23 protein-coding genes, 1 tRNA gene and 2 pseudogenes are annotated in these 25,747 nt (G+C 62.1%); 11 read left to right on the top strand and 15 right to left on the bottom strand.

Features of this window, described 5'->3' with window-relative positions; all coding sequences use genetic code 11:
* Positions 1–77: 77 nt before the first annotated feature.
* Complete coding sequence (locus XcyCFBP4188_RS18485) at positions 78–725, bottom strand: hypothetical protein (RefSeq protein WP_104592592.1); 648 nt, start codon at positions 723–725, stop codon at positions 78–80.
* Between the two features lie 313 nt (positions 726–1,038).
* On the opposite strand from XcyCFBP4188_RS18485, the gene XcyCFBP4188_RS18480 reads away from it, so the two are divergent.
* Positions 1,039–2,094, top strand: a complete 1,056-nt coding sequence (locus XcyCFBP4188_RS18480; protein WP_104592591.1) for an N-acetyltransferase — start codon at positions 1,039–1,041, stop codon at positions 2,092–2,094.
* Positions 2,078–2,440, top strand: coding sequence for an ASCH domain-containing protein (locus XcyCFBP4188_RS18475; RefSeq protein WP_233397309.1), 363 nt, complete (start codon positions 2,078–2,080; stop codon positions 2,438–2,440). The genes XcyCFBP4188_RS18480 and XcyCFBP4188_RS18475 overlap by 17 nt, the downstream gene beginning before the upstream one ends.
* 61 nt (positions 2,441–2,501) lie before the next feature.
* Here the strand turns inward: XcyCFBP4188_RS18475 and XcyCFBP4188_RS18470 are convergent.
* Both XcyCFBP4188_RS18470 and XcyCFBP4188_RS18465 read right to left on the bottom strand, forming a co-directional pair.
* A pseudogene (locus tag XcyCFBP4188_RS18470) lies at positions 2,502–2,928 on the bottom strand (DNA methyltransferase).
* Positions 2,846–3,142 (bottom strand): Com family DNA-binding transcriptional regulator, encoded by a 297-nt coding sequence (locus tag XcyCFBP4188_RS18465; protein ID WP_233397310.1) that lies wholly within the window; start codon positions 3,140–3,142, stop codon positions 2,846–2,848. Before XcyCFBP4188_RS18465 ends, XcyCFBP4188_RS18470 begins: the two are co-directional and overlap by 83 nt.
* Before the next feature lie 42 nt (positions 3,143–3,184).
* Here XcyCFBP4188_RS18465 and XcyCFBP4188_RS22935 point away from each other — a divergent pair, with 42 nt between their 5' ends.
* From XcyCFBP4188_RS22935 to XcyCFBP4188_RS18455, 3 genes are all read left to right on the top strand, one after another.
* Positions 3,185–3,331, top strand: coding sequence for a hypothetical protein (locus tag XcyCFBP4188_RS22935; protein ID WP_160113182.1), 147 nt, complete (start codon positions 3,185–3,187; stop codon positions 3,329–3,331).
* Positions 3,332–3,434: 103 nt separating this feature from the next.
* Positions 3,435–3,830, top strand: coding sequence for a hypothetical protein (locus tag XcyCFBP4188_RS23485; RefSeq protein WP_233397311.1), 396 nt, complete (start codon positions 3,435–3,437; stop codon positions 3,828–3,830).
* On the top strand, positions 3,827–4,135 hold the full coding sequence (locus XcyCFBP4188_RS18455; RefSeq protein WP_006449145.1) for a hypothetical protein: 309 nt from the start codon (positions 3,827–3,829) through the stop codon (positions 4,133–4,135). The genes XcyCFBP4188_RS23485 and XcyCFBP4188_RS18455 overlap by 4 nt, the downstream gene beginning before the upstream one ends.
* A gap of 255 nt (positions 4,136–4,390) precedes the next feature.
* Here XcyCFBP4188_RS18455 and XcyCFBP4188_RS18450 read toward each other — a convergent pair.
* Together XcyCFBP4188_RS18450 and queC are read right to left on the bottom strand one after the other, a co-directional pair.
* A tRNA-Lys gene (locus XcyCFBP4188_RS18450) sits at positions 4,391–4,466 on the bottom strand.
* A 47-nt stretch (positions 4,467–4,513) separates the two neighbouring features.
* Positions 4,514–5,188 carry a 7-cyano-7-deazaguanine synthase QueC gene (gene queC, locus XcyCFBP4188_RS18445; protein WP_104592589.1) on the bottom strand — a complete coding sequence of 225 codons (675 nt, stop codon included), beginning with the start codon at positions 5,186–5,188 and terminating at the stop codon, positions 4,514–4,516.
* Positions 5,189–5,487: 299 nt separating this feature from the next.
* Between queC and XcyCFBP4188_RS18440 the strand changes: the two genes are divergently transcribed.
* Both XcyCFBP4188_RS18440 and XcyCFBP4188_RS18435 read left to right on the top strand, forming a co-directional pair.
* A complete protein-coding gene (locus tag XcyCFBP4188_RS18440) occupies positions 5,488–6,495 on the top strand; it encodes a sensor histidine kinase (protein WP_104592588.1) in 1,008 nt (335 codons plus the stop codon).
* Positions 6,492–6,851 (top strand): response regulator, encoded by a 360-nt coding sequence (locus tag XcyCFBP4188_RS18435; RefSeq protein ID WP_006448627.1) that lies wholly within the window; start codon positions 6,492–6,494, stop codon positions 6,849–6,851. The genes XcyCFBP4188_RS18440 and XcyCFBP4188_RS18435 overlap by 4 nt, the downstream gene beginning before the upstream one ends.
* A 93-nt stretch (positions 6,852–6,944) precedes the next feature.
* Here the strand turns inward: XcyCFBP4188_RS18435 and XcyCFBP4188_RS18430 are convergent, their stop codons facing one another.
* Complete coding sequence (locus XcyCFBP4188_RS18430; protein ID WP_104592587.1) at positions 6,945–7,850, bottom strand: LysR family transcriptional regulator ArgP; 906 nt, start codon at positions 7,848–7,850, stop codon at positions 6,945–6,947.
* Between the two features lie 106 nt (positions 7,851–7,956).
* Here XcyCFBP4188_RS18430 and XcyCFBP4188_RS18425 point away from each other — a divergent pair, with 106 nt between their 5' ends.
* On the top strand, positions 7,957–8,583 hold the full coding sequence (locus tag XcyCFBP4188_RS18425) for a LysE/ArgO family amino acid transporter (protein WP_104592599.1): 627 nt from the start codon (positions 7,957–7,959) through the stop codon (positions 8,581–8,583).
* A gap of 27 nt (positions 8,584–8,610) precedes the next feature.
* Positions 8,611–9,051, top strand: a complete 441-nt coding sequence (locus XcyCFBP4188_RS18420; RefSeq protein WP_104592598.1) for a GNAT family N-acetyltransferase — start codon at positions 8,611–8,613, stop codon at positions 9,049–9,051.
* A 201-nt stretch (positions 9,052–9,252) separates the two neighbouring features.
* Here XcyCFBP4188_RS18420 and XcyCFBP4188_RS18415 read toward each other — a convergent pair.
* Positions 9,253–10,647 (bottom strand): annotated as a pseudogene (locus XcyCFBP4188_RS18415) (methyl-accepting chemotaxis protein); the annotation flags it as partial.
* A gap of 500 nt (positions 10,648–11,147) precedes the next feature.
* Positions 11,148–11,354, bottom strand: coding sequence for a hypothetical protein (locus XcyCFBP4188_RS18410; protein ID WP_006448620.1), 207 nt, complete (start codon positions 11,352–11,354; stop codon positions 11,148–11,150).
* Positions 11,355–11,599: 245 nt separating this feature from the next.
* Between XcyCFBP4188_RS18410 and XcyCFBP4188_RS18405 the strand changes: the two genes are divergently transcribed.
* Positions 11,600–12,310, top strand: coding sequence for an rRNA pseudouridine synthase (locus tag XcyCFBP4188_RS18405; protein ID WP_104592586.1), 711 nt, complete (start codon positions 11,600–11,602; stop codon positions 12,308–12,310).
* A 528-nt stretch (positions 12,311–12,838) separates the two neighbouring features.
* Here XcyCFBP4188_RS18405 and XcyCFBP4188_RS18395 read toward each other — a convergent pair.
* The 4 genes from XcyCFBP4188_RS18395 to XcyCFBP4188_RS18380 form a co-directional block, all read right to left on the bottom strand.
* The gene (locus XcyCFBP4188_RS18395) at positions 12,839–13,243 is read right to left on the bottom strand and encodes a response regulator (protein ID WP_043910889.1); all 405 of its coding nucleotides are present in this window, start codon (positions 13,241–13,243) and stop codon (positions 12,839–12,841) included.
* A gap of 78 nt (positions 13,244–13,321) precedes the next feature.
* Entirely contained in the window at positions 13,322–13,804 is a 483-nt protein-coding gene (locus XcyCFBP4188_RS18390; RefSeq protein WP_023904796.1) for a hypothetical protein, read from the bottom strand.
* Between the two features lie 170 nt (positions 13,805–13,974).
* Positions 13,975–15,777 carry a DNA helicase RecQ gene (recQ, locus tag XcyCFBP4188_RS18385; protein WP_074058019.1) on the bottom strand — a complete coding sequence of 601 codons (1,803 nt, stop codon included), beginning with the start codon at positions 15,775–15,777 and terminating at the stop codon, positions 13,975–13,977.
* A gap of 214 nt (positions 15,778–15,991) precedes the next feature.
* Positions 15,992–16,549, bottom strand: a complete 558-nt coding sequence (locus XcyCFBP4188_RS18380) for a Dps family protein (protein WP_006452768.1) — start codon at positions 16,547–16,549, stop codon at positions 15,992–15,994.
* A gap of 90 nt (positions 16,550–16,639) precedes the next feature.
* On the opposite strand from XcyCFBP4188_RS18380, the gene hrpA reads away from it, so the two are divergent.
* Entirely contained in the window at positions 16,640–20,761 is a 4,122-nt protein-coding gene (hrpA, locus tag XcyCFBP4188_RS18375) for an ATP-dependent RNA helicase HrpA (protein ID WP_104592585.1), read from the top strand.
* A 247-nt stretch (positions 20,762–21,008) separates the two neighbouring features.
* Here hrpA and XcyCFBP4188_RS18370 read toward each other — a convergent pair whose 3' ends face one another.
* The 3 genes from XcyCFBP4188_RS18370 to XcyCFBP4188_RS18360 all read right to left on the bottom strand — a co-directional run bounded on the left by XcyCFBP4188_RS18370 (position 21,009) and on the right by XcyCFBP4188_RS18360 (position 25,577).
* Positions 21,009–23,645: a TonB-dependent receptor gene (locus XcyCFBP4188_RS18370; protein ID WP_104592584.1), complete on the bottom strand. Its 2,637-nt coding sequence runs from the start codon at positions 23,643–23,645 to the stop codon at positions 21,009–21,011.
* A 107-nt stretch (positions 23,646–23,752) separates the two neighbouring features.
* Complete coding sequence (locus XcyCFBP4188_RS18365) at positions 23,753–24,787, bottom strand: glucokinase family protein (protein ID WP_104592597.1); 1,035 nt, start codon at positions 24,785–24,787, stop codon at positions 23,753–23,755.
* 277 nt (positions 24,788–25,064) lie between these two features.
* Positions 25,065–25,577 carry a hypothetical protein gene (locus tag XcyCFBP4188_RS18360; RefSeq protein ID WP_074058016.1) on the bottom strand — a complete coding sequence of 171 codons (513 nt, stop codon included), beginning with the start codon at positions 25,575–25,577 and terminating at the stop codon, positions 25,065–25,067.
* Positions 25,578–25,747: the final 170 nt, after the last annotated feature.

Here is a 25,747-nt window from a genome sequence, read left to right as displayed (position 1 = left end):
CCTTGCTGCCCCGCGAACTGGGCCAATGCTGCTTCGAGTTGGGGGCCAGGGCTTGCCATATGCTTGCTCTTCCTTGATTAGCCTAGCGTGCTGATAGATTTGACACAGAGCCGAGTAGCGGATCCTGCAACCACGTTTTGCGGAACGATAGAAATCACGATGTCTCCGCCCACCTCATTTGCCGCAGCTTTCACATAGTGCATATCTTCCAGTTGACCGATCGGGCCATGTGTCGGCGCACTGACAAAGCCCATGCGCTTGAGCGATTTATCGTAGTAGTCGAAGTCGAGGCTGCAGACGGCAGTCATGTCGGCGAAACGATCTGCAGTGTTGACGAATGTCAACTTGATCCCTTTCGAGTTGGAGGGCGACTCGGTGAAGTAATCGAATACGTAGCGCCAACCGCCTCCTAGATCACCGCTCGGGAACCCAGCGCCCAGTGCGCCTGGCTCAAGCTTCAGAGAGATGTGCATCACGTCCCGAATTCTGTCTAGGCTGATCTCGTCTCGAGACTTCAGTCCTCCGATCAGTGCTAGAAGCCGCTTACCGATCTCCTCGGCGCTAAGTGTGGGATTGCTGACCGTCTCGGCTTCATGCGTAGTCATGGTGGTGTGTTCCTTCGGAGACGGCTGCATAGAGTCAGCCTGGGTATGCGCACAAGCACAGAGCGCAGTTCCGCACAGGGCAGCGACGATCAAAAACGGGGCGGCTCTGATGGGCCTCATTGACGCACTCCGTACGGGTGACGAACGGAACCTAGCCAAGTGCACATGAACAGCCAGTAAAGTTTTCGTGGCCGCTGCTGCGTCGAGGACTGCACCGGGAGGTGCACGCAACAGAAGGTCTAGGCGGTCGAGTGCCGACGTGCCTGCAGAAGTGCATCGAAATAGCACTATGAAGTCCGCAGGCGTGGCGGGGTGACGATTGAGCGCGGCGCCGCCGCCTGCAACAGCCAGCCAATTGCTCTTTCCTTAAGCAGAAATTAATATTTGCTGAGGCCCGGCGTGGGCCATGTGATCAAGCTGACAAGGAGGCCTTATGCAGTTGCAACTGAAGCAATTCAAGACAATCGACCTAGCCGATCGCTTTTTTGATTCACTGAAGGCTGGCTATGCAGAATTTCCGAGTTGGTTCCAACGAAAGGCTGAGGACCGGGCGTATGTCTTTTATGGGGATGCAGGGACTGTCGAGGGCTTCCTATACCTGAAAATTGAAAGCGGCGCGGTCGAGGACACGACACCGCCTCTACCGCCTGCAATACGAGTGAAAGTTGGTACTTTCAAGGTGAATCCCCATGGGACTCGACTCGGAGAACGCTTTGTCAAAAAGCTCTTCGACCATGCGATGCATGTAGAAGCAGATGAAATCTATGTCACCGCGTTCCCAGAGCACGCCGCATTGCTCGCCCTCTTAACACGTTACGGCTTTGAGCACAGGGCGAATAAGACCTCACCGAACGGAACTGAACTCGTGCTCGTTCGGGCGCTCAACGCCCCTTACTCCGACGTCTCAACTAGATATCCATTAATCCCTGTCGGGAAGAACTCTGCCTATCTGTTAGCGCTCTATCCTAAGTGGCACACGCGCTTGTTGCCCGACTCGATTCTCAGGAGTGAGGATGAAGAGATCGTGCAGGACATATCGCACGCAAATAGCATTCATAAGGTATATCTGGCAGCAATGCCCGGAATGGAGGCCTTGCGTCGTGGTGATCTCTTACTGATCTATAGAACCAATGACGGCCAAGGCTCGGCGTTCTACCGATCTGTTGCAACGTCCATTTGCGTTGTTGAGGAATATAGAACTATTAACAGCTTCTCATCCCTAAACGAGTTCATGAACTACTGTCGTCCCTACAGCGTCTTCACCGACGATGAATTGGAACAGTTTTGGGCGCGCAAGAACTACCCTCACGTTGTGCGCTTCACATACAATGTTGCGTTAACGAGACGCCCAAATCGCAAGGCGCTTATCGAAGAAGTGGGCCTGAACGCGGATGCGCGCTGGGGTTTCATGCCGCTGACACATAGCCAGCTCGTCAACATCGCACAGCTAGGAAACGTTCATGAGAGTCTTATTGTCCATCAAGCCTGAGTATGCCGAAAAAATTCTTGATGGTGACAAGCGGTACGAATTTAGGAAGGCTATTCCGAAAGCGGATGGTGTAAAAACCGTTGTAATATACGCAACCAAGCCTGTGGGGAAGGTTGTGGGAGAATTTGAGATTGATGAAATTATCTCTGATAGACCTGCAGTGCTGTGGCCACTAACAGCTCAATTCTCGGGAATCTCAAAGCGATTTTTTACCGACTATTTTAAAGGCCGAGCCACAGCGCATGCTATCAAGGTGAAATCAGTTATTCGATATCATGAGCCTAAGGAACTTCGCCATGTCATTGCTAGCGGGATCGCCCCCCAGTCTTTTTGTTACCTAACTTAAAAGATTGAAACTAGCCCATCATATCCGGTCGCACAAAAATGCGGCCGGACACATGCATACGCTAGAAATCTAATAGGCGCTTAGTAGCAGAATTAGCGTAGTGGCGGGTCATCTCGACGCCGGTAAACCTGTATCCCTCCAACTGTGCCGCGATCAGAGTCGTCCCTCTACCAGCAAATGGATCAAGCACACGTGCTCCTGCTTCGCAGATCCGCAGCAGCTGCCGGATCAATTCGGTGGGCTTGCCGGTCAGGTGATGCTTATCGGCTTTGCGTACCGATTTACGGATGACACCCGGCAACACGGGCGTGCGGCGGTCCCGACGTCCCTCCTTCCCTGCAGTACTTGGTCGAGGGTGGCCGGGCACGCGCGGCGGCGTGCAGCCCGCCGCTGGCATACGGCTGATCAGTGATCAGCGCGTCGAAGGAGTTCGCTTCGAGCGTGGGCAGAATGGTCAGGGCGTCGCCCTGCAGCAGCTGGTTTTTCATGGTGAGAGCATTCTTTGATTCGCTCGCGGCGATCAGAGGTGAGGCTCTCGGCCTTCAGGTGATTAAGCCTGCCGCAGCGCGGGCACTTGATTTGAATTTCATCGAAGACGCCGGCTTTGCACAGCAGGGGGGCGCAGTCGCCACACTGGATTTTTGAGAATGACGTGTCTTGCTGGGGGGAAGGGGTTACGCCGCTGCTAGCAGTGCTATTCAATCACGCTTTGCCCGGCCCGGCCCGGAGCTGTTGCGCAGACTGATGGCGCGATTCGCGCAGGCACACGTGGTGTTGGCCAATACTGGCTTGAACAGCGCCGGTCTCATCAATCGCTTCGACGCCGACCCGACGGTGAACTGCCTGGTGTTCTCGACACCATCGCCGCAGCGGCGCGCATTTTTCCGTTGACATGCTCCAAGAGTCGGAGTGAGTATCCCCATGTCGCCGCACACTCGGCGACCGGGATTGGCGTCCCGAATCAAAAGGCGCACCAGCGCCCATCGACCGATGCATGGCGCTTTTTTATCGCCAGCATCGTCGCGGGCGCATGCCGGCCAGCTTTATGGCGGGCGGTGCGCGGGGGCCGCAAGGCCCACCGGTTCCTTTTGGCCGGCACGCCAACCGCGTACCGTCCGCCACCCCGATTGGCGTCTGGGTGGCGGATTCCAAAACACAAAAGGAATCCAGCATGTCTTACGACACCCAAGAAATGCCCGTGTTTGCGGCGCGTCAGGTCGCCCATCATTTCGATCTGACCGCCATCGTCTTCGAATGGAACTGTGCCGATTCGCTCAACGTGACGCCGAGCCTCGAAGGCATTGGCACGCCCATCCACGTCCTCACGCCTGCCGATGTCGATGTAGCGATCGTTGCCGTTGATGGCGCGTTTGCGGAGGCTCAGCGATGAGCGCCAACAAGCAATTCCGCGTCTGCGCGGGCGTCGTCCTCAGCTTCGAGACAATGCAGGGCTACTTGCTGGCGATGCTGCATTCCGACGCGCAGCAAGAAGTGGCGCCGGTTCTGATCGCCTGCGAAGCGACCGGCCTTGAAGAGGTCTTGTTGGGCGGCGATGCGCAGAGCATCGTACTGGGCAAGTTGCATGTCTGCATGCGTGTCGATTCTGCACTTGAAGTCCTCACTTGGTTGCGCAAGCAAGCACGGGCCAGCGGAGGCGCACGACGAACACGACGGGTGCAATCGCTTATCCAGTAGATGTGGACCACGTGATCCTGTGTGGCCCTTGGCAGACCTCGTCGAAGACACGGCTGCATCCGCTTGGCCACATGACCTGCAAGATGACGCAATGTGATCTGCAAGGGTGTGCCGGCAGTGAAGGCCCGCGCCATCCGGCGCATGCCATCCGACTTCGTGGCCGTGGAGCATGCTCCACGGCCACTCATCTTCCCGGTAATTTTCCCGGAGGCACAAAAAAAGCGCCTTAGGCGCTCTTCAAGTGACTGATTTTATTGGTGGGCCGTGATGGATTCGAACCATCGACCAAAAGATTAAAAGTCTTCTGCTCTACCGACTGAGCTAACGGCCCACTGTCCCGGCAGTGCGCCGGGGTGCGCATTCTACCCTACACCGGCGTCAAGACGAAATGGCGTAGTGGGTGGGGTCCGGGATGCCGGCGTCGGTGAAGCCGGCGGCGCGCAGGCGGCAGGCGTCGCAGTGGCCGCAGGCGCGTCCGTCGGCGTCGGCGCGGTAGCAGGAGACGGTGAGGCCGAAGTCCACGCCCAGGCGTACGCCTTCGCGGACGATATCGGCCTTGCTGAGGAACTGCAGCGGTGCATGCACGCGCAGGCCGGCGCCTTCCACGCCTGTCTTGGTGGCCAGGTTGGCCAGCACTTCGAAGGCGCGTACGAACTCGGGCCGGCAGTCGGGATAGCCCGAATAGTCCACCGCGTTGACGCCGCAGAACAGGTCGTTGGCGCCGATCACCTCGGCCCAGCCCAGCGCGAGCGACAGCATGATGGTGTTGCGCGCAGGCACGTAGGTAACCGGAATGCCGTCGCCGCCGGCATCGGGCACGTCGATGTCGGCGGTGAGCGCTGAGCCGCCGATGCTGCGCAGGTCCACGTCGACCACCTTGTGGGCGATAACGCCTTGCGCGGTGGCCACACGTGCGGCCGCGTCCAGTTCGGAGGTGTGGCGCTGGCCGTAGCGCACGCTTAGGGCGTGCACGGCAAAGCCCTGTTCCTGCGCGAGCGCGACGACGGCGGCGGAATCCATGCCACCGGACAAGAGGACTACGGCTTTTTTCATGACGGAATCAGGCTGTAACAACGGAAGCGGAGAGGCTAGCAGGGTCGGCGTTGCACGGCGACAGCGCGCTATTGCCGCATGGTCCTGCCAAGGAGTTCTGGTATCCGGTCGAGGCCTAGGGTTTGAATGTCTTGAGCGCCTGTCTATTGACGCTATGCGGCTGAAAGAGACACTGCATGGATTCCTGGATTCCACATCGTCACACTGCCCATCCAGTGAACGTTGCAGTGGCGGTCGCATGATTTTTTGTTCACGATTAGCGGTTTATTGTGCGGATCGAATCCGGAGTCAATGACGTGATGGCCGACCAGCAGGAAGACGCCGCGAAATCGCGTATCTACAAGGCGCTGTTACAAGCGACTCCGGATCTTCTGTACGTGTTCGACATCCAGCATCGTTTTATCTACGCCAACGAGGCATTGTTGACGATGTGGGGGATGCGCTGGGAAGAGGCGCACCTCAAGACCTGCCTTGAAATTGGCTACGAGCCCTGGCATGCCGCGATGTACGATACCGAAATCGAGCAGGTGAAGGCGACCGGCCAGCCGCTGCGAGGCGAGGTGCCGTTTCCGCATACCACCAAGGGCCTGCGTGTGTACGAGTACATCTTTACACCGGTCTTTGGGCCTGATGGCGAGGTGGAGGCGATCGCTGGCGCCACGCGTGACATCACCGAACACAAACAGCATGAGCAGCACCTGCAGTTGCTGATCAACGAGCTCAATCATCGCGTCAACAATTCGCTGATCATGGTGCAGTCGCTGGCTCGCCAGTCGTTCAATAACGCGACCAGCCTTGCGGATGCACAAGAAAAGATCGATGCGCGTCTGCTGGCGCTCTCCAGAGCCCATGACACGCTTACCCGCGAAAACTGGGTCAGTGCCGATATCCTCGAGCTGACCCGCGATGCTGCTGCACTGTACGAAACGCACGATGGCGTGCGCTTCGCGCTGCAGGGCCAATCATGCCGGCTCGATCCTCGGCGGGCGCTGGCACTATCGATGGCGTTGCACGAGCTGTGTACCAACGCGCTCAAGCACGGCGCCCTGTCTGTTCCGGAAGGCAGCGTGCTGATCGCGTGGGAACGCAGAATGCAGGATGCAGACGCGCAGCTCGAACTGATCTGGCAGGAACGCGGCGGGCCGGCTGTCCGCCTACCAACGCGCAAAGGCTTCGGCTCCCGATTGCTGGAACGTGGTTTGAAGCACGACCTCAAGGGCGATGTCGAACTCGTTTTTGACCCTGCGGGCGTTTCGTTCCGTGTCTGCATGCCGCTGCCGGCCGAGCTGGTCGAGGCGCACACGTGACCGGGCGCGTCTTGTTGGTCGAAGACGAATCCGTGGTTGCCATGCTGCTGGAAGACTGCTTGATCGAACTGGGATACGAGATCGCGGCGACGGTGGGTGACGTGGATGCCGGGCTTGAGGAAGTGAAGAAGGGGAATCTTGATCTGGCGTTGCTGGACGTCAATCTTGGCGGCAGCTATTCCTTTCCGATCGCCGAGGAACTGGATGCCCGCGGAGTGCCGTATATTTTTGTGACTGGATATTCTGTGGGCGGAATCCCCGAGAAATTCCAGCATCGGCACGGTTTGCAGAAGCCCTTCCACTTGCGTGATCTGCAGGCCGCATTGGCGCTGCTGCAGCAGACAAGCGCCGGCTAGTCCGCGCTTTTGAAAATTGCCGAGGTCAGCCAAAGCGAGTGAATAACGCTTTGCCGGATCGAGGCATCGTGCGGGTGCGCGCTACGGCAAAAGCTACTGCCTGCCGCCAAGCAAACTGGCAGCTGCCGCCTTACTCAGCGCCTGACTGAGATGGTGCAAGGCGCTTGAGCGCACTGCCGCGCATTGCCAGTACAGCGGCACATCGAGCCAGCGCGTGGGATCGATGATGAACACCTGCCTGTCCCGGACTGCCGGAACGACCATCGAGTCCGGGGCCAGACACCACCCAAGTCCACGCGCGGCAGCTTCGACGAAGCCGGTCGAGGTGGGAAGATAGTGCACCGGTGGCGACACCTGCGCGCGCGTGATGCGGCGGACGAAGCGGGCTTGTAGCGTGTCTTTTCGGTTGAAAACCAGCATCGGCGCACGCGTCAGCGCCGTAGCGTTGAAACCCTGCGCGGAATACCTTGCAACGAAGGCGGCCGATGCGATGGCGTGGTAACGCATCACACCCAATGCGTCGACATTGCAGCCTTGCAGTGGCTTGCGCTCCGAGGTGACGGCGCCAAGCACGGTGCCTGCACGCAACAATTCCAGGGTGTGGTCCTGGTCGTCCACATGGACGTCGAAGAGGAACCCATGCGTTTGATGCAAGGACGCCAGTGCAGCCAGGAACCAGGTCTGCAGTGAATCGTCGTTGACGGCGATGGCAATGGTGCGTGGATGTCCAGCTGCGCCGTCGCCGGGCAGGAAGTCGGCCATTACCTCGGCTTCGAGTACCTGCATCGGTCGTACCCGACGTAACAGGCGTTCACCCGCCGGGGTAGGGCGGCAGGGTGCTTTTCGTATCACCAGCACCTGGCCAAGCCGGTCTTCGAGTGCCTTGATGCGCTGCGAGATGGCCGAGGGAGTGACCGACAGCCGATACGCAGCAGCATCGAAGCTGCCTTCTTCCAGCACGGCCGCGAACGCCGCCAGCGGTGGATGCAGCAGATCCATGGCATCTCTCTACTGGATTAGAAGTTCTAACTAGCCTACAGAATATTTAGTTTTTCTGAATCGCTCGCTGCCATCACGATGCAGGCCTGGTTCTCGGGAGATGCATATGTTCGTTCAGGCAGCAGCGGCCGGCTTGATCGCTGGCGCAGGTCTCATCATTGCGATCGGGGCACAAAATGCGTTTGTGTTGCGGCAGGGGCTCAAGCGTCAGCATGTGGGCCTGATCGTGCTGATCTGCGCAGCCGGCGATATCGCGCTGATCGTGCTGGGCGTCGCCGGGATCGGTGCGTTGGTGAAGCAATGGCCGGGCGTGCTGCAAGTTCTTCGCTATGCAGGCGCTGCGTTCCTGGCAGCGTACGGAATCCTGGCTGCACGCAGGGCCTGGCATGGCAAGGGAGCACTGGCACCGGCAGCAAGTGGCGCGCAACCTTGGCAGCGCGCCATGCTGACCTGTCTGGCATTCACGTTTCTCAATCCGCACGTCTATCTCGACACGATGGTGCTGCTGGGCAGCGTGTCTGCGCGCTATCCAGGTCAGCTGCGCTGGGCGTTTGCGTCGGGTGCGTGCCTTGCCAGTGTTACCTGGTTCTCAAGCCTGGGATATGGCGCGCGTTTGCTGCAGCCGGCCTTTCGTGATCCGCGCGCATGGCGCGTCCTGGATGCATTGATTGCGGTGTTCATGCTGGTGCTGTGCGCCTTGTTGCTGCTGCCATCGCATGCTGCGCTACTCTGACGCCCCCCTATGACTGGAGTCACTGTCATGCCGCCGTTGCGCATTACCACCGACACGTCCGAGCTCGATGTGCCGATGATCCACCGCTATCTGTCGCAGCACACCACGTGGGCCAGGGACATCCCGTTGTCGCTGCTGCAGCGCTCCATCGCCAATTCGCTGTGCTTTGGCGGGTTTGTGGAGCGCGTGCAGGTGGCGTTCGCGCGGGTGGTTTCCGATTACGCAACCGTTGCATATCTGGGCGATGTCTTCGTGCTGCCCGAGCATCAAGGCAAGGGCTATAGCAAGCTGCTGATGGATGCGGTCATGGCACACCCCGAGCTGCAGGGATTGCGCCGTTTCAGCCTTGCCACCAGCGATGCGCACGGGTTATACGCGCGCTACGGGTTTACGTCACCGTTGTATCCACAGTCGCTGATGGAGCGTTACATCCCCGGGATATATACCGCGACCGCGCCTAGCAACTGATCAGGCCTGCAGTCGTGGACGTGATCTGCGTGGCTGCGGTTTAAACGGCCGGAAACAACGAAAAGCGCCTTGCCCGACGCTTTTCGTAGACGACATTCCGAGGGCCGATCTATGCAAGCCCCAGCCAGTGCCGTCAGTGCCGTCAGTGGAACCACGCCGACGACGCTGTTGAGGGCAGCGCTGGGTTCACCGCCTAACTCCTCAAGCGCTACGGACTTTGTTCAACAGATGCGCGACTGGTGCTGCCGCGCGCGTCTGTGCCTGGCTTGTCTGCCGTGCATCGATCTTGAAGATCGCCACCGCGTCGGTGAGCTGCACAGCCTGTTCTTCCATCGAGCGTGCGGCGGCCGTGGCTTCTTCCACCAGCGCGGCGTTTTGCTGGGTGGCCTCGTCCATATGCGTGATGGTCTGGTTGACCTGCTCGATGCCGGCCGACTGCTCCTGCGAGGCCGCAGAGATCTCGCTCATGATGTCGGTCACGCGTTGCACGCTGGCCGCCACATCGCCCATGGTCTTGCCAGCGCTGTGCACCAACGCCGAGCCTTCGGCCACACGCTGCACCGAATCGTCGATAAGGCTCTTGATTTCCTTGGCCGCGCCAGACGAACGCTGTGCGAGCGTGCGGACCTCCGATGCCACCACCGCAAAGCCGCGCCCCTGTTCGCCGGCACGCGCGGCTTCCACCGCGGCGTTCAAGGCAAGGATGTTGGTCTGGAATGCGATGCCATCGATGACGCTGATGATGTCGGCAATCTTTTTGGACGAGGCTTCGATACCGGTCATGGTCTGGACGACCTTGCCCACCACCTCGCCGCCTTGCGAGGCCACGCGTGCGGCGCCGATCGCGAGCTGATTGGCCTCGCGTGCGCTCTCTGCATTCTGTTTGACGGTGGACGTCAGCTCTTCCATCGAGGCAGCAGTCTCTTCCAGGTTGGCCGCTTGTTGCTCGGTGCGCTGCGACAGGTCCTGATTGCCGGCAGCGATTTCACTGGCAGCCGAGTTGATCGAGACCGCCGATTGCTGGATGTTGCCGACGATCTGCGCCAACTGGCTGGCGGTGGCGTTGGCATCGTCGCGCATCTGGGCAAACACGCCGCGGAACTCGCCACTCATGCGTGCGGTGAGATCGCCGGCGGCGATCGACTGCAGCAACGACGATAGCGACTGCAGATTGCCATCGGCGGTGGACATCAGATGATTGAGGCTTTCCACCATGATGCGGAAATCGAACTGGAAACGCTCGACATCGCCACGCGCTGTGAAGTCGCCATTGGCGGCCGACTGGGCAAGATGTTTGATCTCGTGATTCATCGCCGACAGATTGAGCTTGACCTGCGACATGGTGTCACTGAAGGCGGCTTTTTCACCCGGCAGTGGCTGCATGTCTTCGGAGAGTTCGCCGATGGCGTAACGCCCCATGATGCGGGCCAGATCGTTTTGCACCGCCACATGCGAGGCGACCAGCAAATTGGTGTCGTTGGCCATGCGCCCGTAATCGCCGGGGAATGCCGCCGCATCGATGCGGAAACTGATCTGGCCATTGTCGTGATGCTTGGCCATGTCGGTCTGCGCGGCAATCAGGTTGTGCAGCTGAAGGACTCAGTGAATGCGGGGTGCATCCACTCAAGCGTCTTGCCCAGCTAGCGGCCGGAGAGTGAGGAGCTAAAGGCTTGTATTCGGAAATACTTATGGCGGATTCATGACGTGGAAGAAATTTCCCGACAGCTGTCCGCCGCTACCTGACATCCCGCCAAAAACGCCTTGTTTAATGCGTCGTTGGTGGATCGAAGCGTGCCAATGGCATGACGATTTTCCAACGTTTTACCGACGCGCTGAGGTGGATAACGCAGCGCGCACAGCCAACGATTGGAACTGACGAATGGTCGAGTTCGCTGACGTGTGTGGTATGGGCGGATGAGAACCGCAAGATTGCTGCGAATGCATCAATGCCGCGAGCGATTCGGTTGCTGCTGGGCAGCGCAGCAGCCTGCCCGTGCACATCGCGAGCCGGCCTGTGCCGACTACTTTTTAGCGAGCCACTGATCCATCGCGCCGTCGCGCGCAGCAAGCATGGCGCGATGGGTGTTGTCTTGCGCTCAACTCTCCAGCGCGGCAAGGACGTTGGCGTAAAGCTGTTCGGCATCGGCCTCGTTGTTGAAGCGTGCGAACACCTCGTCGCCGGAGATCAGGCCGACCCGCACCGAGTGGCAATACGAACCGAAGCTCTCGCCGGCGTTGAACGGGTCGTTGACGACGGAGATATGGGCAAGGCGGATCCGGGTTGTGCCGAATTTGATGAACATCTTCAATCTCCTGTGTGAGCGCCCAGTTTCCCATTTTGTCGGGTGCGGCAGAAGCGCGATGGCAGCAAAGTGCCGGGCAAAGCTTGCATGGGTACCCGGCGACGGCGCTGATTCGTTGGCGTTCACATGGATGCCGACGTACCCCCCAGGTGTTGACAGAGCCTCAAAGCCACGCAGGGAGGCCAACCTCGCGCATCCACGGACCCAGCACGTACACTGCCGTGCCCTGATGCTGAGCTCGTCCGATGTCCGAACCGATCCGTCTCGACAAATGCGTTGCCGCGCTGTTCGGCTGCTCGCGTGGCGAGGCCCAGCAGTACATCGAAGGCGGCTGGGTCAGCGTGGACGGTGTGGTGGTCGAGGAGCCGCAGACATTGGCCACTGCGCCGCAGGTGACGCTGGCAGCCGATGCGGTGCTTGCGCCTGCCGAGCCAGCCACGTTGCTGCTGCACAAGCCTGCCGGAATGACGGCCGAGGCCGCGTTGGGGTTGGCCGTGCCGGCCGCGCGCAGCAGTCTGGATCAGGCCAACGTGCGCGTGCTGAAACGGCATTTCCTGCGTCTGAGCGCGCCGTTGCCGCTGGAAGACGAGGCCAGCGGTTTGCTGGTCCTGAGCCAGGATGGCCGCGTGCTACGCAGGCTCAGCGCCGATGCGACCTCCATCGAGCAGGAATTCCTGGTGGAAGTCAGCGGCGAGCTGCGCCCCTACGGCATGGCACGGCTTGCGCATGGCCTGGTTTATCAGCAGCGCAGCCTGTCGCCGTGCAAGGTGAGTTGGCAGAACGAAGAGCGGCTGCGCTTTGCGATCAAACATGTGCAGCCCGGGCAACTGCGCTTCATGTGCAAGGAAGTCGGGCTGGACGTGGTAAGCATCCGGCGCTTGCGCGTGGGCCGCATCTCGCTGGGCAAACTGGCGATCGGCGAATGGCGCTACCTGCCGGCGGGCGAGCGTTTTTGAGTGTGCCGCTGGCGTTCAACGCTGGCGGCAACCTGCAGGCAATGCGACGAGTCGCTGCCTTCGAACCGATGCCCGGGTCGCTTACTTCTTGTTGCGCTTCTTCTTGGCACGCGTCACCAGCCAGAAAACCACGCCGATGATCGCAACGACCAAGATGATGAAAGCCGGTGACAGAAACGAGTTGTCGCCCATGGGGATCTCCTGAGTTCTTTGGCAGCAAAGCGCTGCATTCGAACCAGCCTAGCGAGCGCCGTGCTTGATCGCGTGAAATACGACGTATGCGTGGTTCAAATGTTCTTTGCACGTTGCATTCGTGAGGCGTCATGCGATGGACGTTCGGTGTATGGGTGTCGAAGCGCAATGTCTGGCGCAGATCGTGCAAGCAGACCCTGCAGCGTTTGGCTGACTGAGCGGCTTTTGCAGGCGGGCGATGGCGCCGCATCCTTGGCACAAACGTGTGTTGATCGATCCCAGTGGCCGGCGCATGGCGCGACGGCTGGCATTTCATACCGGGATTGTGGGCCGCCGTCAGGCCACCGGGGTGGGAAGCACCCGGTGTTTGGCCATCACGCTGCGGATGGCGGTCAGCAATTGCTCGGGGGTGTAAGGCTTTTCCAGAAAGGCCACGCCGTCGGGCAGGATCTCTTCCACGTACTCCACCGCCAGGCCGGAGGTGAGCAATACCGGAAGCTTGTACGGTGCCTGCGCGGTCTTGACCGCCAGATCCACGCCGGTCAAACCGCCCGGGAAGTGGATATCGGAAAACAGCACATCAATGCGCGGGTCACTTTCGATCAGGGTCAGCGCTTCTTCGACCGAGCCTGCACTGCGGCAGGTGAACCCATAGCTCTCCAGCACAAGGCAGCTGAGTTGTCGGGTGCCATCGCCGTCTTCGACGACGAAGACAACCGGCCGTTCCTTGTTCTGTGACATGAGCGCGTCTCGTAAGGCAAGCCGCATTCTCAGCGATGCAGGGGTGAACCCTCCGTCAACGCAGACGGGGCCGTATGGTTACCAGCCGAACGGGCCGGGACCGTAGCCGCCAGGCCCATAACGCGGGCCGAAAATCGGGCCTTCGCCACGCCCGACACTGATGCTGACGCCAATCTGGTGCGCCTTGCCGTCGTCGTCGTAATAGGTCTTGCAGGAATTCAGATTGACCGCCTGCCAGTTGCTGTTGCCGCCGCGGCTGGCGTAGCCCATGCCGGTTTCGACTGCGCCATGCAGCTTGCCCTGGCATTGCTCGGCGCGTTCGGCGGCGATGGCGGCGGCACTGGGCCGGCTCAACGCAGGCTGGGGACCGCTTTTGTCGCCGTAAAAGGTGCCTGGCGGATCGGTGGGGACCTCCGGGTCGGAGCGGTACTGCACCGGTGCCTGCGGAATGCTCAGATCGAGCGAGCGCGCCGTGACCGGCTCGGCACTGCCGTCGCCTGCCTGGGCGAGCGCGCCGCCAGCGGCAAACAGAGTGGCCAGGAGAAGCAGGCTGCGTTTCATCGGAGTGGCCAGGAGAAGCAGGCTGCGTTTCATCGATTGGACTCTACATGAGGGACTGACAGCGCGTGCCAGATCGCCTTGTGAAACTAGCAACGGCTGATTGAATGCGCGCTGTCGATCTTGGGGATTTTTGTGCCGGCGTTGGTATGCCGATGACACACGCCGTTGCATCAGCCTTGTTCGCGCACGATCTCGATCAGCTGCGCCCCGTAGCGGGCCAGTTTGCCGCCACCGATGCCGCCGATATGCGATAGCGCATCGATGCTGGTTGGCCGTTGTTCGGCGATGTTGCGCAGCGTGCTGTCGTGGAAGATCACAAACGCCGGCACGTTCTGTTCCTTGGCCAGCTCTGCGCGCAAGCCGCGCAAGGCGTTGAACAAGGTCAGATCCTGCGGTTGCACCGGCAGGCCGGTGCGTTGCGTGCCACGCTCACGCTCGCGTCCGGCAGCCGGGTTCTCGCGGCGCATCATCACCTGGCGCTCGCCCTTGAGTACCTGGCGGCTGGCATCTGTAAGCCGCAGACCGCCATGGCCTTCGCTGTCGACCTCCAGCAGGCTGGCGGCCACCAACTGGCGGAACACGCCGCGCCAGGTGCGCTCGTCCAGATCGCGGCCGATGCCGTAGGTGCTCAACTGGTCGTGGCCGAGCTGCTTGATGCGCTCGTTCTCGCTGCCGCGCAGGATGTCGAGCAGGTGGCCCACACCGAAACGCTGCCCGCTGCGGTACACGCAACTGAGCGCTTTTTGCGACGCCACCGTGGCATCCCAGGCGGCCGCCGGGGTGAGGCAGTTGTCGCAATTGCCGCAGGGCTTGGGATAGGTCTCGCCGAAGCCGGCCAGCAGCACCTGGCGGCGGCATTGCATCGATTCGCAATAGCCCAGCAGGTGATCGAGCTTGGCGCGCTCCAGGCGCTTGCGCTCCTCGGCCGCTTCGCCCTGTTCGATCATCTGCTTGAGCAGCACCATGTCGCCCAGGCCGTAGCAGAGCCAGGCTTCGGCCGGGTCGCCATCGCGGCCGGCGCGGCCGGTTTCCTGGTAGTAGCCTTCCAGCGATTTGGGCAGATCCACATGCGCCACGAAGCGCACGTCGGGCTTGTCGATGCCCATGCCGAAGGCGATGGTGGCGGTCATGATGATGCCGTCTTCGCGCAGGAAGCGGCGCTGGTTTTCCGCCCGCACCTCGGCCGGCAAACCGGCGTGGTAGGGCAGGGCGTTGAAGCCTTGCGCACACAGCTGCTGCGCGGTTTCTTCGACCTTGCGCCGCGACATGGCGTAGACGATGCCGGCCGAGCCGCGATGGCGGCCCAGGAACTCCTGCAGCTGCTTGCGCGCGTTGTCCTTCTGCACCACGGTGTAGCGGATGTTGGGGCGGTCGAAGGAACTGACGAAGTGGCGCGCTTCGACCAGATCCAGGCGCTCGGCGATCTCGCGCTGGGTCGGCGGGTCGGCGGTGGCGGTCAAGGCCATGCGCGGAATATGCGGCCAGCGCTCGTGCAGCACGGTGAGCTGGCGGTATTCGGGGCGGAAGTCGTGCCCCCATTGCGAGACGCAGTGCGCCTCGTCGATGGCAAATAGCGCTATGCGGCTGCGTTCCAGCAAGGACAGGAAGCGTGGCGTCAGCAAGCGCTCTGGCGCGACGTAGAGCAGATCCAGATCGCCCGAGAGCAAGGCGCGCTCGACCCGCTGGGTGTTTTCCGCATCCAGCGTGGAATTGAGGAATTCGGCGCGCACGCCGAGCTGGCGCAAGGCGTCGACCTGATCCTGCATCAATGCGATCAGCGGCGAGACCACAATGCCGATGCCATCGCGTAGCAGCGCAGGCACCTGATAGCACAACGACTTGCCGCCACCGGTGGGCATCAGCACCAGGGCATCGTTGCCGGCAGCGACGTGTTCGACAATGGCCTGTTGAGGACCCCGGAAGTCGTCGTAACCGAAGACGCGGCTGAGCAGTTCGTGGGCGGGGGAAGACATCCGTCTAGGATACCGCGCGGGTCACGTCTTGGCCGGTGTCATGCCGGCGGCGTTGCGTAATGCGGTGTCGGGGATCGCCGCGACGTGGTGGGTGTGCCTACGAGTGCTGATGCGGACGTAAGCTTCGCTCCGTACCCTCACCCCAACCCCTCTCCCGAGGGGAGAGGGGCTTTGTGTCCCGCGGCTGACAGTGCCGGCGCGTGGAGAGAGGTGCTTACTGCAGTAGTGACCGCAGCATCCACGCGTACTTTTCGTGGGTCTGCAGGCGCTGGGTCAACAGGTCCACGGTCGGGTCGTCGCCGGCGTCGTCGGCGGTGCCCAGCACCTTGCGTGCGGTGCGGCAGACCGCTTCGTTGCCGCTGACCAGCTGGCGCACCATCTCGCGCCAGTCGGCGCTGTCGCTCAGGCCCTGTTCTTCCGGGATCGAAGTCAAAGCGACGAACTCGCTGTAGGAGCCCGGTGCGTTGTAGCCCAGGGCGCGGATGCGCTCGGCCACTTCGTCCAGTGCGGCCCACTGCTCGGTGTACTGGGTTTCGAACATGGTGTGCAGCGAGTTGAACATCGACCCGGTGACGTTCCAATGGAAGTTGTGGGTCTTCAGATACAAGGTGAAGGCGTCAGCCATGTAGCGGGCCAGACCGTCGGAGATCTTCTTGCGATCGCCGTCCTTGATCCCGATATCGATGTGCGGGGCCGATGCGGCGGCAACCGGTAAGGCGTCTGGTCCGTCAATGATGACGACGGGCTTGTTGGCGTTCTTTTTCTTGGACATGGGAATGGTCCTCCTGAGGGAACAGATATCGGGTCACAATAGTCACTCTAAAGGATCACTCGTCATTCAATCTTTCACATTTTTTCATCAATGAGCGCTATCGATACCGACCTGGCCACCACCTTGCGCGAGGGCCGTAGTGCCGTCGATGGCGGCATGAGCCGCGACCGGGGCCGCTTGCTCGGCCTATGGTCGCGCTGGCAAGGCAAACCCGGCAACGTGCAGCTGCGCCAGGCCTTCGAGCAGGCGTTGGCGGCGTCGCAGGCGCAGCGCAAGGCGCGCGCCGAGCAGCAGCCCGCCATCACGCTGGACACGCAACTGCCGATCGCGCGCGAGGCCGAGCGCATCATCGCGTTGATCCGCGATCATCAAGTGGTGGTCATTGCCGGCGAAACCGGCTCGGGCAAGACCACCCAGCTGCCCAAGCTGTGTCTGGCGGCCGGGCGGGGCGCCGCAGGCATGATCGGCTGCACCCAGCCGCGCCGGATCGCCGCACGTGCGGTGGCTGCACGCGTGGCCGAGGAGTTGAAGACGCCGTTGGGCACCACGGTGGGCTTCCAGGTGCGCTTCACCGACCGGGTTGGTGAAGACTCGCGGATCAAGTTCATGACCGACGGCATCCTGCTGGCCGAGATCGCCAGCGACCGCTGGTTGTCGGCCTACGACACCATCATCGTGGACGAGGCGCACGAGCGCAGCCTCAACATCGATTTTTTGCTTGGCTATCTCAAGCAGTTGCTGGTCAAGCGTCCCGATCTGAAGTTGATCGTGACGTCGGCCACCATCGACACCGAGCGTTTCGCGCAGCATTTCAACGATGCGCCGGTGATCAGTGTGGAAGGACGCACGTTTCCGGTCGAGGTGCGCTATCGCCCGCTCGAAGGCGACGCCGGTACTGACAGCGACGGCGAGCAAGGCAACGGCCGCGATGGCGAGCGCACCGTCAACGATGCGATCGTGGCGGCGATCGACGAAATCACCCGTATCGACCCGCGCGGCGACGTGCTGATGTTCCTGCCCGGCGAGCGCGAAATCCGCGATGCGCATCAGTCGCTGGAACGGCGCAAATACCGCGAAACCGAAGTGGTGCCGTTGTACGCGCGGCTGTCTGCGCAGGACCAGGACCGGGTGTTCAATCCGGGCCCGCGGCGCCGCCTGGTGCTGGCCACCAACGTGGCCGAGACCTCGCTGACGGTGCCACGCATCCGCTATGTGGTGGACCCAGGTTTTGCGCGCATCAAGCGCTATAGCCCGCGTCAGAAGCTGGACCGCTTGCATATCGAGCCGATTTCGCAAGCCAGCGCCAACCAGCGCATGGGCCGGTGCGGGCGCATCGCCGAGGGCATCTGCTACCGCCTGTATGCCGAAGCCGACTTTGCCGCCCGGCCAGCGTTCACCGACCCGGAGATCCGGCGCGCGTCGTTGTCGGGCGTGATCCTGCGCATGCTGCAACTGGGTCTCGGGCGGATCGAGGATTTCCCGTTTCTGGAAGCGCCGGACGAGCGTGCGGTGGCCGATGGCTGGCAGCAGTTGCTGGAGCTGGGCGCGATCGATGGCGAGCGCCGCCTGACCGCGACCGGCCGCCAGATGGCGCGCCTGCCGGTGGACGTCAAACTGGCGCGCATGCTGGTGGCCGCGCAGCAGCACGGCTGCCTGCGCGAGATGATCGTCATCGCCTCCTTCCTGGGCATCCAGGATCCGCGCGAGCGCCCGCCCGAAGCGCGCGAGGCCGCCGACAACGCACATGCGCTGTTTGCCGACGCGCGCTCGGAATTCGTCGGCATCCTGCGCTTGTGGGAAGCATATCGACAGGTGCACGAAGAGCTCACCCAGTCCAAGTTGCGCGATTGGTGCAATCGACATTTTCTGGGCTTTTTGCGCATGCGCGAGTGGCGCGAACTGCATCGGCAGCTACGCTTGTTGTGCGAAGAACTCGGTTGGAGCGAAGAGCCGGCCGCGGTGATGATGGCGCCGCTGCTGGCCGGTGCCAACGCACCGCCGCGCGAGGACGGCCACAACGCCAACCGGCCCACGCGCGGGCAGCTGCATCGCGCCGCGCGTCTGGCGCGCGAAGGCAAGCCGGAGCCAAGTGCGGCACCTGCACGCACCACCTCCGCAGCTACGAACAAGCAGGCCGAGGCTGCTGAAGTATCGGCACGGACCAGCGAGCGCGAACGCGCTGCGGCGTATCAGGCCTTGCATCGCGCGCTGTTGGCCGGCCTGCCGACGCAGATCGGCCATCGCACCGAAAAAGGCGATTTCCTCGCCGCGCGACAACGCCGGTTCGTGCCGTTCCCTGGCTCGGCGTTGGCGCGCAAACCGCCGCCGTGGATTCTGGCCGCCACGCTGCTGGACACGCAGAAAGTCTGGGGCATGACCAACGCCGCGATCGAGCCGGATTGGGCGATCGCAGAGCTGCCGCATCTGCTGGCGCGCAAGCATTTCGACCCGCATTGGTCGCGTGCGCAGGGGCAGGTGGTCGCCTCCGAGCAGATCAGCCTGTTCGGGCTGGTGCTGGCGCCGAAAAAGCCGGTGCATTTCGGCAAGATCGACCCGGCCGCCGCGCACGACCTGTTCGTGCGTCAGGGCCTGGTGACGGGCGAAATCAATACGCGCGCGGCGTTCGTGGCCGACAACCTCAAGGTGCTGGAGCAGGCGCGCGAAGAAGAAGCCAAGTTGCGTCGCGCCGGCATCGTGGCCGACGAAGAGTGGCAGGCACGTTGGTATCTGGATCGCATTCCGTCCGAACTGCATTCGGCCATCGGCCTGGATGCATGGTGGAAAACCTTGCCGCCGGACAAACGCCGCAGCCTGCATTGGTCGTTGAACGATCTGCTGCCCGGCGAAGGCAGCGAGGCCGATCGCTTCCCGAAGTATTTCTCCCTTGGCGATGCGCGGCTGCCGTTACATTACCGCTTCGAGCCGGGGGCCATCGATGACGGCGTCACCCTGGATGTGCCGTTGCATCTGCTCAATGCGCTGGATCCAACGCGGCTGTCGTGGCTGGCGCCTGGCTTTGTTGCCGACAAGGCATCTGCATTGATTCGTAGCCTGCCCAAGGCGCAGCGCCGTAACTATGTGCCGGCGCCGGATTTCGGGCGCGCGTTCTACGAGGCCTACAGCATTGCGTCGGCCGACGATATCCGTGGCGAGCTGGCGCGCTTTCTGAGCAAGGCCACCGGCACGCAGGTGGCGGCGCTGGATTTCGACGAGGAGGCGCTGGACACGCATCTGCTGATGAACCTGCGCCTGCGCGATGACGACGGCAAGGTGCTGGCCGAGTCGCGCGATCTGGACGGGTTGCGCGCACGCTTCGGCGAGCGGGCGGGGCAGGCGTTTGCCGCACGTGCCGGCCGCGCCCTGGCTGCCGAGGGCTTGCGCGATTTCCCGGCCACCCCGATCCCCGAACAGGTGTCGGGCGAGGCCGGTGTGCCGGCGTATCCGGCGTTGGTGGATCAGGGCGAAGACGCAGCGCTGCGCATCTTTGCCGACCGTAACGAAGCGGCGCAGGCGCATCCGCGCGGCGTGCGCCGGCTGCTGGAAATCGCGCTTGCCGACAAGATCAAGCAGGCGCGCAAGCAATTGCCGGTGTCGCCCAAAACCGGGTTGTTGTACGCGGCGATCGAGTCGCAGGAGCGACTGCGCGGCGATCTGGTCGATGCCGCGCTCAATGCGGTGCTGGCAGAAGGGCTGGGCGCGATTCGCGACGCGGGTGCCTTTGCGCAACGCCGCGACGATGCGACCAAGCGCTTGTTCGGCGAGGCGATGGAACGCCTGACACTGGCCGAAAGCATTCTCGGTGCCGTGGCCGAACTCAAGCCCTTGCTGGAAGCGCCGTTGATGGGCTGGGCGCGCGGCAATCTGGACGATATGGAGCAGCAGTTGCGCGCGTTGGTGCATGCCGGCTTCCTGCGCGAGACCCCGGCTGAGGCGCTGGCCAACTACCCGCGCTATCTCAAGGCGATGATCCTGCGTACCGAGCGGGCCAAACGCGATCCGGCTCGCGACCAGACACGCATGCTCGAACTCAAACCGTTCGTGGATGCGTTGGGTGATGCGGCCGCACGCGGTTTGCAGCAGCGTCCCGAGTGGGAGTCGCTGCGCTGGGATCTGGAAGAGTTGCGCGTCTCGGTGTTCGCGCAGGAGCTGGGCGCCAAGTCGGGCGTGTCTGCGAAGAAGTTGTCGCAGCGGGTGGCTGCGTTGCGCGCTTGAATGGTGCCGGATGCGCCAGGGTCGAGGTGATCACCAGACGCGCTGATCCATGCGGATCGACATCCACTGGCCGCTCCGACAGATCGCATCTGAGCGGCCAGCGCATGCAGCCACATGACGCCTCTAAAAAACCTGCTGAGCGCGTGTCAGACAGGTGCGTGCGGCATACCTGGAGCCCGCCGCGTGGGTTGGTCCATGCTGCCCGGGCGCAGCTTGCTGACGCTGCGCGCGGGCTTTGGTCATACCCTCAGAACTTCACATGCAGGCTCGCCATGTAACGGCGCCCGCTCTTGTAGCGGCCGGCCAGATGTTGCTTGTCGCCGAGATACTGCAGGTACTCCTCGTCCAACAGGTTCTGCGCATCGATTTGCAGCGACCAGTTCGGGCTGAATGCATAGCCGACACTCGCGCCGAGTTCGGCGTAATCATCCACGCTCGCCGGTGCCGCACCGGCCACGTAGCCGCCTGCCAGGTAGCTGTCGCGCCAGTTGTAGGTCAGCCGTGCATTGAGCGGGCCTTTCTCGTAGTACGGACTGAAGGCAACGCTGTTGCGCGACTGGTAAGGCAGCGCATCGCCGGTGTTGTTTTCGCCATTGGCGTAGGTGTAATTGGAAGTCAGGCCAAAGCCGCTGTCGCCGAACGGTTGCTGGAACGCGATGTTGAAGCCCTTGACCTTGCCGTCGCCGGCATTGCGTGGCCGCTGGATGCTGTAATTGCAATAGCCATCTGCGCTGCAGCCATTGCTGCCGACCAGTTGCGCCCAGCTCTGCGGTGCGGTGTCGCGCAGCGCGTTGTATTGGCGCTCCACGCTGGCGCTGGTGTCGATGTAGTTGTCGATCTTCTTGTAGAACACCGACCACGCCACCACCGACTGCTGTGCGAAGTAGTACTCGGCCGATAGATTGAAGTTCCACGATTCGTACGGCGACAGCTCCGCATTGCCGCCGCTGCCGGTCAGCGTGGTGTCGTTGAGGAAGGTGTTGTTGACCATCTGGTTGTACGGTGCCCAGGCGATCACCTTGGCCGCAGCGAAGCGAAACACCCAGTCGTCTGCAGCCTCGTAGGCCAGCGTGAGCGAAGGCAGCAGGAAGTCTTCCTTGCGGGTGCGTGTCTGCCACAGGCTGTCGGCATTCAGCAGCGACGGCGTGCCGCTGTAGACAAAGCCGCTGCCTTCGGTCTTGGAGTCCACATAGCGCAGCCCGAGATTGCCGCGCAAACCGCCGCCTGAGAAATTCAGCTGTGCGTACGCCGCGTTATTGGTCTGCTGCAGCGCCCAGGTGTTGTTGAGATAACTGGACGGGTCCGGCGCGCCGTAGTCGACCGGGCTGTTGCGGATCCAGTTCAGCACATTGTTGCGACCTGCCTGCACATGCTGCCCATGATCGGGATAGAAGTCCTGCAGATCGGTCAGCCCGATCGTGCCCACATCGGCCAGCGTGCCCGGCGTGACGCCGCCATAGACATTGAGCTCGAAGCGCTCCTCGTGTTTGCCGTGGCGCACGCCCAGCAGCAACTGATTGAACACGCTGTCGAACTGCACAGCGAGATCCAGTTGACCATAGGTGTCCTTGCTTTCGGTCGAGAAGATGCCGTTATTGCCGAACCAGCCACCCGCCGATCCCCAGTTGGCCGGGTCTCGCGCGCGCGCCGGATCGTCGAAGCGAATGCCACGCCGCGTATCCCAACTGAAACCGCCGTTGTAGAACGGCTCGATGAAGTATTGCGAGAGGTCCTTGTTCTCCGACTTGCTCTGGCCGAGCTGCCCGCTCAGGCCCCAGCCATCGCCGCGAAACGCACCGCGCAGGTCCAGGCCTTTGGTGGTCACCTCCGATTCGCGCACGTTGTTGTCGTAGATCACCGTGCCGCCGAGCGGGTCGGCATTGGCGCTGGAATGCCCGCTGGTCACCACCCCGTTGCGCAGCCCGCCGAGCTGGTCCACTGCCGCAACCGTGCCAGGATTCCAGGTCAGAAAGCTGTACATCGACTGGTTGTAGTTGTCGAAATTCTCGTTGATGTACAGGCCGCTGAGGTTGAACTCCAGCGCCTCGCTGGGCTTGAGTTGCAGGTTGACCACCGCGCTGTCGCGTTCGCGATCCTGCTGAAACCAGGCCGCATTGATCGAATTGGGCACGTCCGCGTCGGCGGGGACGCTGCCGGCCGCATTAGCGAAGCTGCCGGCCGGCGCGTAGCCGAACACTTCCATGCCGCGGCGGTCGACGCGTTCTTCGTAATGCTGCGCCGACACCGCGATGCCGAAGGTGTCGGCGGCGTTTTTCCAGCTGTAGAGCAGTGCCGCATTCGGTTTGCCCTGGCTGGCTTGCGCGCTGTAGCTGTAGCCGATGGAGGCGGCGACCTCGTTGACCTCCAGATCGAGCGGTTGTCGTGTGTGCATCAACACGGTGCCGCCCAGGCTGCCTTCGGTCAGACGCGCTTCGGAGGATTTGAGAATTTCCACACGCCCCAGGATCTGCGGTGCCAGCAAGGTGTAATCGAATCCGCGGCTGGGCTGCTCGCCATACAACCAGATCGCCTGCGCCACCGGATGCCCGTCCAGGAACGATAGATTGAGGCTGGGGTCGGTGCCGTCGATGCTCACCCGTTCGCCCTGGCCAAAGCGGCGGTCCAGGGTCACGCCGGGAATCTGCGACAGCGCTTCGGCCACATTGGTGCTGGGAAACTTGCCGATGTCTTCGGCGGTGATCGCTTCGGAAATGCCGGTGTTGTTGCGTTTGGTGTCGAGCGATTTTTCCAGGCTCGCGCGGATGCCGACGACTTGCACGGCGTCCAGGTCGGTGGCTTGCGGGTCATTGTTGTCCTGGGCTTGCGCCGCGAATGCCAGCGACAACGCGATCGCGCTGGACAGCAGGGTGGTGCTGTATTTCATGATGTCTCTCCTCATCACGCACAGGGATGGACGGCGAGCGACAGCTCGCCGGATGCGGGTCTTGATGTCGCGCGTTTTGCGGGGAGCACAAACGCGTGGTGGATCGCTTACGACACGTGGACGTGTTGTTGCAGATACCAGTTGGCCGCGCCGAGCACGCCCAGCTGCCCGTGCTCGACCAGCTTGACCGGGATGCGCTCGAGCAGCGCACGCATGTTTCCCTTGGCTAAAAAACGTTCGCGAAAAGTACTGTTGGCCAGAAACTGCCCGATCGTCGGCAGGATCCCGCCGGCCAGATAGATGCCGCCGGCAGCGCCGTAGGCCAGCGCCATATCGCCGACCGCGCTGCCCAGCAATGCGCAGAAGCTGTGCAGGCAGTCGAGCGCCACCGCATCGTCTTCGTGCAGTGCTGCATGCGTGATCGCGGCCGGCAGGCGATGGCGTGGCGGCACCGCGTGCAGTTCGCACACGGCGTTGTAGAGATTGAGCAGGCCGGGGCCGGACAACACATGCTCAAGGGGCAGATAGGGCTGGCCGCGCTGGAGAATCTGCAGCAGTTGCAGCTCCCTGTCGTCGGTGCTGGCCAACGCAACCTGGCCGGCCTCGGTGGCGAGCACGATCGGACGAGGCTTGGCATCGATCCACACTGCAGCACCAAGCCCGGTGCCGGGACCGACCACCAGGATCGGACCGGCGGCGCGCGTATGCCGTGGCGTCGGCCCGCTGAGCTGCAGCACCGCGCGTTGTTGCATCTGTGGCGCGGCGTAGGCGACCGCTTCGAAATCGTTGACCAGATGCACGCTGCGCACTGCCAGCGCGTGACGTATCTGGCTGGGCGAAATCGTCCACGGCAAGTTGTTGCTGATGAAGCTGCCATCGTCCAGTGCGACACCGGCACTGGCGATCACCACCGCATCGACACCGCGCACCTGCTGCAGAAAGTCGCCGAGGATCGCCTCCAGACTGGCGTGCTCGCTGCCGCGATAAGTGCGGTAGTGCGACAACTCGATCGCTGCGTTGCCCGCATACGCCACGTGGCCGACACGCACATGCGTGCCACCGACATCGGCAGCGATGAAGCCGGTGGCAGTGGGGCAAGCGGGCAATAAAGCAGTGTGAGCAGAACGCGAGGTCGCAGCCACATTCAATCCTCAAGGGTTCGCCGAGCGTCCGATGCCGTCAGCGAGTACGGGCCTGTGTAGGAGTTGGTGACAACGATGTCAATGGATCAGTCGGGTTGGATCGATCTTGTTGACGCACTCAAGCGCTAAACAGGCGGTTTTGGAGGTGTCTGTGCGGACTTCAATGCGCAAACAGGACAGGCGCTCCCCAGCTGGGGTAGCGCCTGTTTGTCGGTGGACTCTGTTTGTAGCCGCAAGCCTGTTTGGACAAGGCGGCGTAGTCGTCAGTCAGCCGCGCTTACTTGACCCGACGCACCTTGGCAGGCGTGTTGTAGCCCTCGATCTGCAGATACCACACGCCGACCAGGCCTGGCTTGATCTTGACCTTGGGCGCATCCTTGCGAACGCCGGCCAAGCTGGCGGCGTCGGTCTGCTCCCAGTCCTGACCATTGGCCAGCGTGTAGACGCGACCCTTAGAGAAGCCCTTGAACTCGCCAACGATCGTGCTTTCGATCGGCTCCTTGCTGCCGAAATCGAAGAAGCCGCGGTTCTTGACGATCACTTCCTGGCGGCCGGCTTCCTTGGCTTGTTCGACCACCACGGCCGCTTCCTTGGCGACCTTGCCCTGCAGCCAGTCGTTGAGCGCGGCCAACTCGCTGGCATTGAGCTTGTCCAGGCCGGCTGCCTTGAATTGCTCGGCACTCATCTGCGACTGCAGATCGCCTTGCACGGCGCGCTGCGCCAGGGCCGGGAGAGCGGTCAACGCGAAGGTCAGGCAGACCAGCAGGGGAATGCGGCGCGCGAGCGACATGGAGGCGATCCGGAAGACGAAGAGGCCGCTAGTGTAGACGCTTGCGCGCATCGTGCAGCTTGGCCTACGGCGCTCGCTGCGTGGTGCTCGCCTCCAATAGCCACAGGCCCTTTTGCGCCGCATGGAGAGGTGGCAGGCAGATGCGCAGAAAGGCCAAGCTGCTGCTGTGA

It is taken from the genome of Xanthomonas hortorum pv. cynarae (genome assembly GCF_002939985.1).
Lineage (GTDB): Bacteria > Pseudomonadota > Gammaproteobacteria > Xanthomonadales > Xanthomonadaceae > Xanthomonas > Xanthomonas hortorum_D.
The sequence above is the reverse complement of the archived record's forward strand: the minus strand, read 5'-3'. Positions and strand labels throughout refer to the sequence as shown.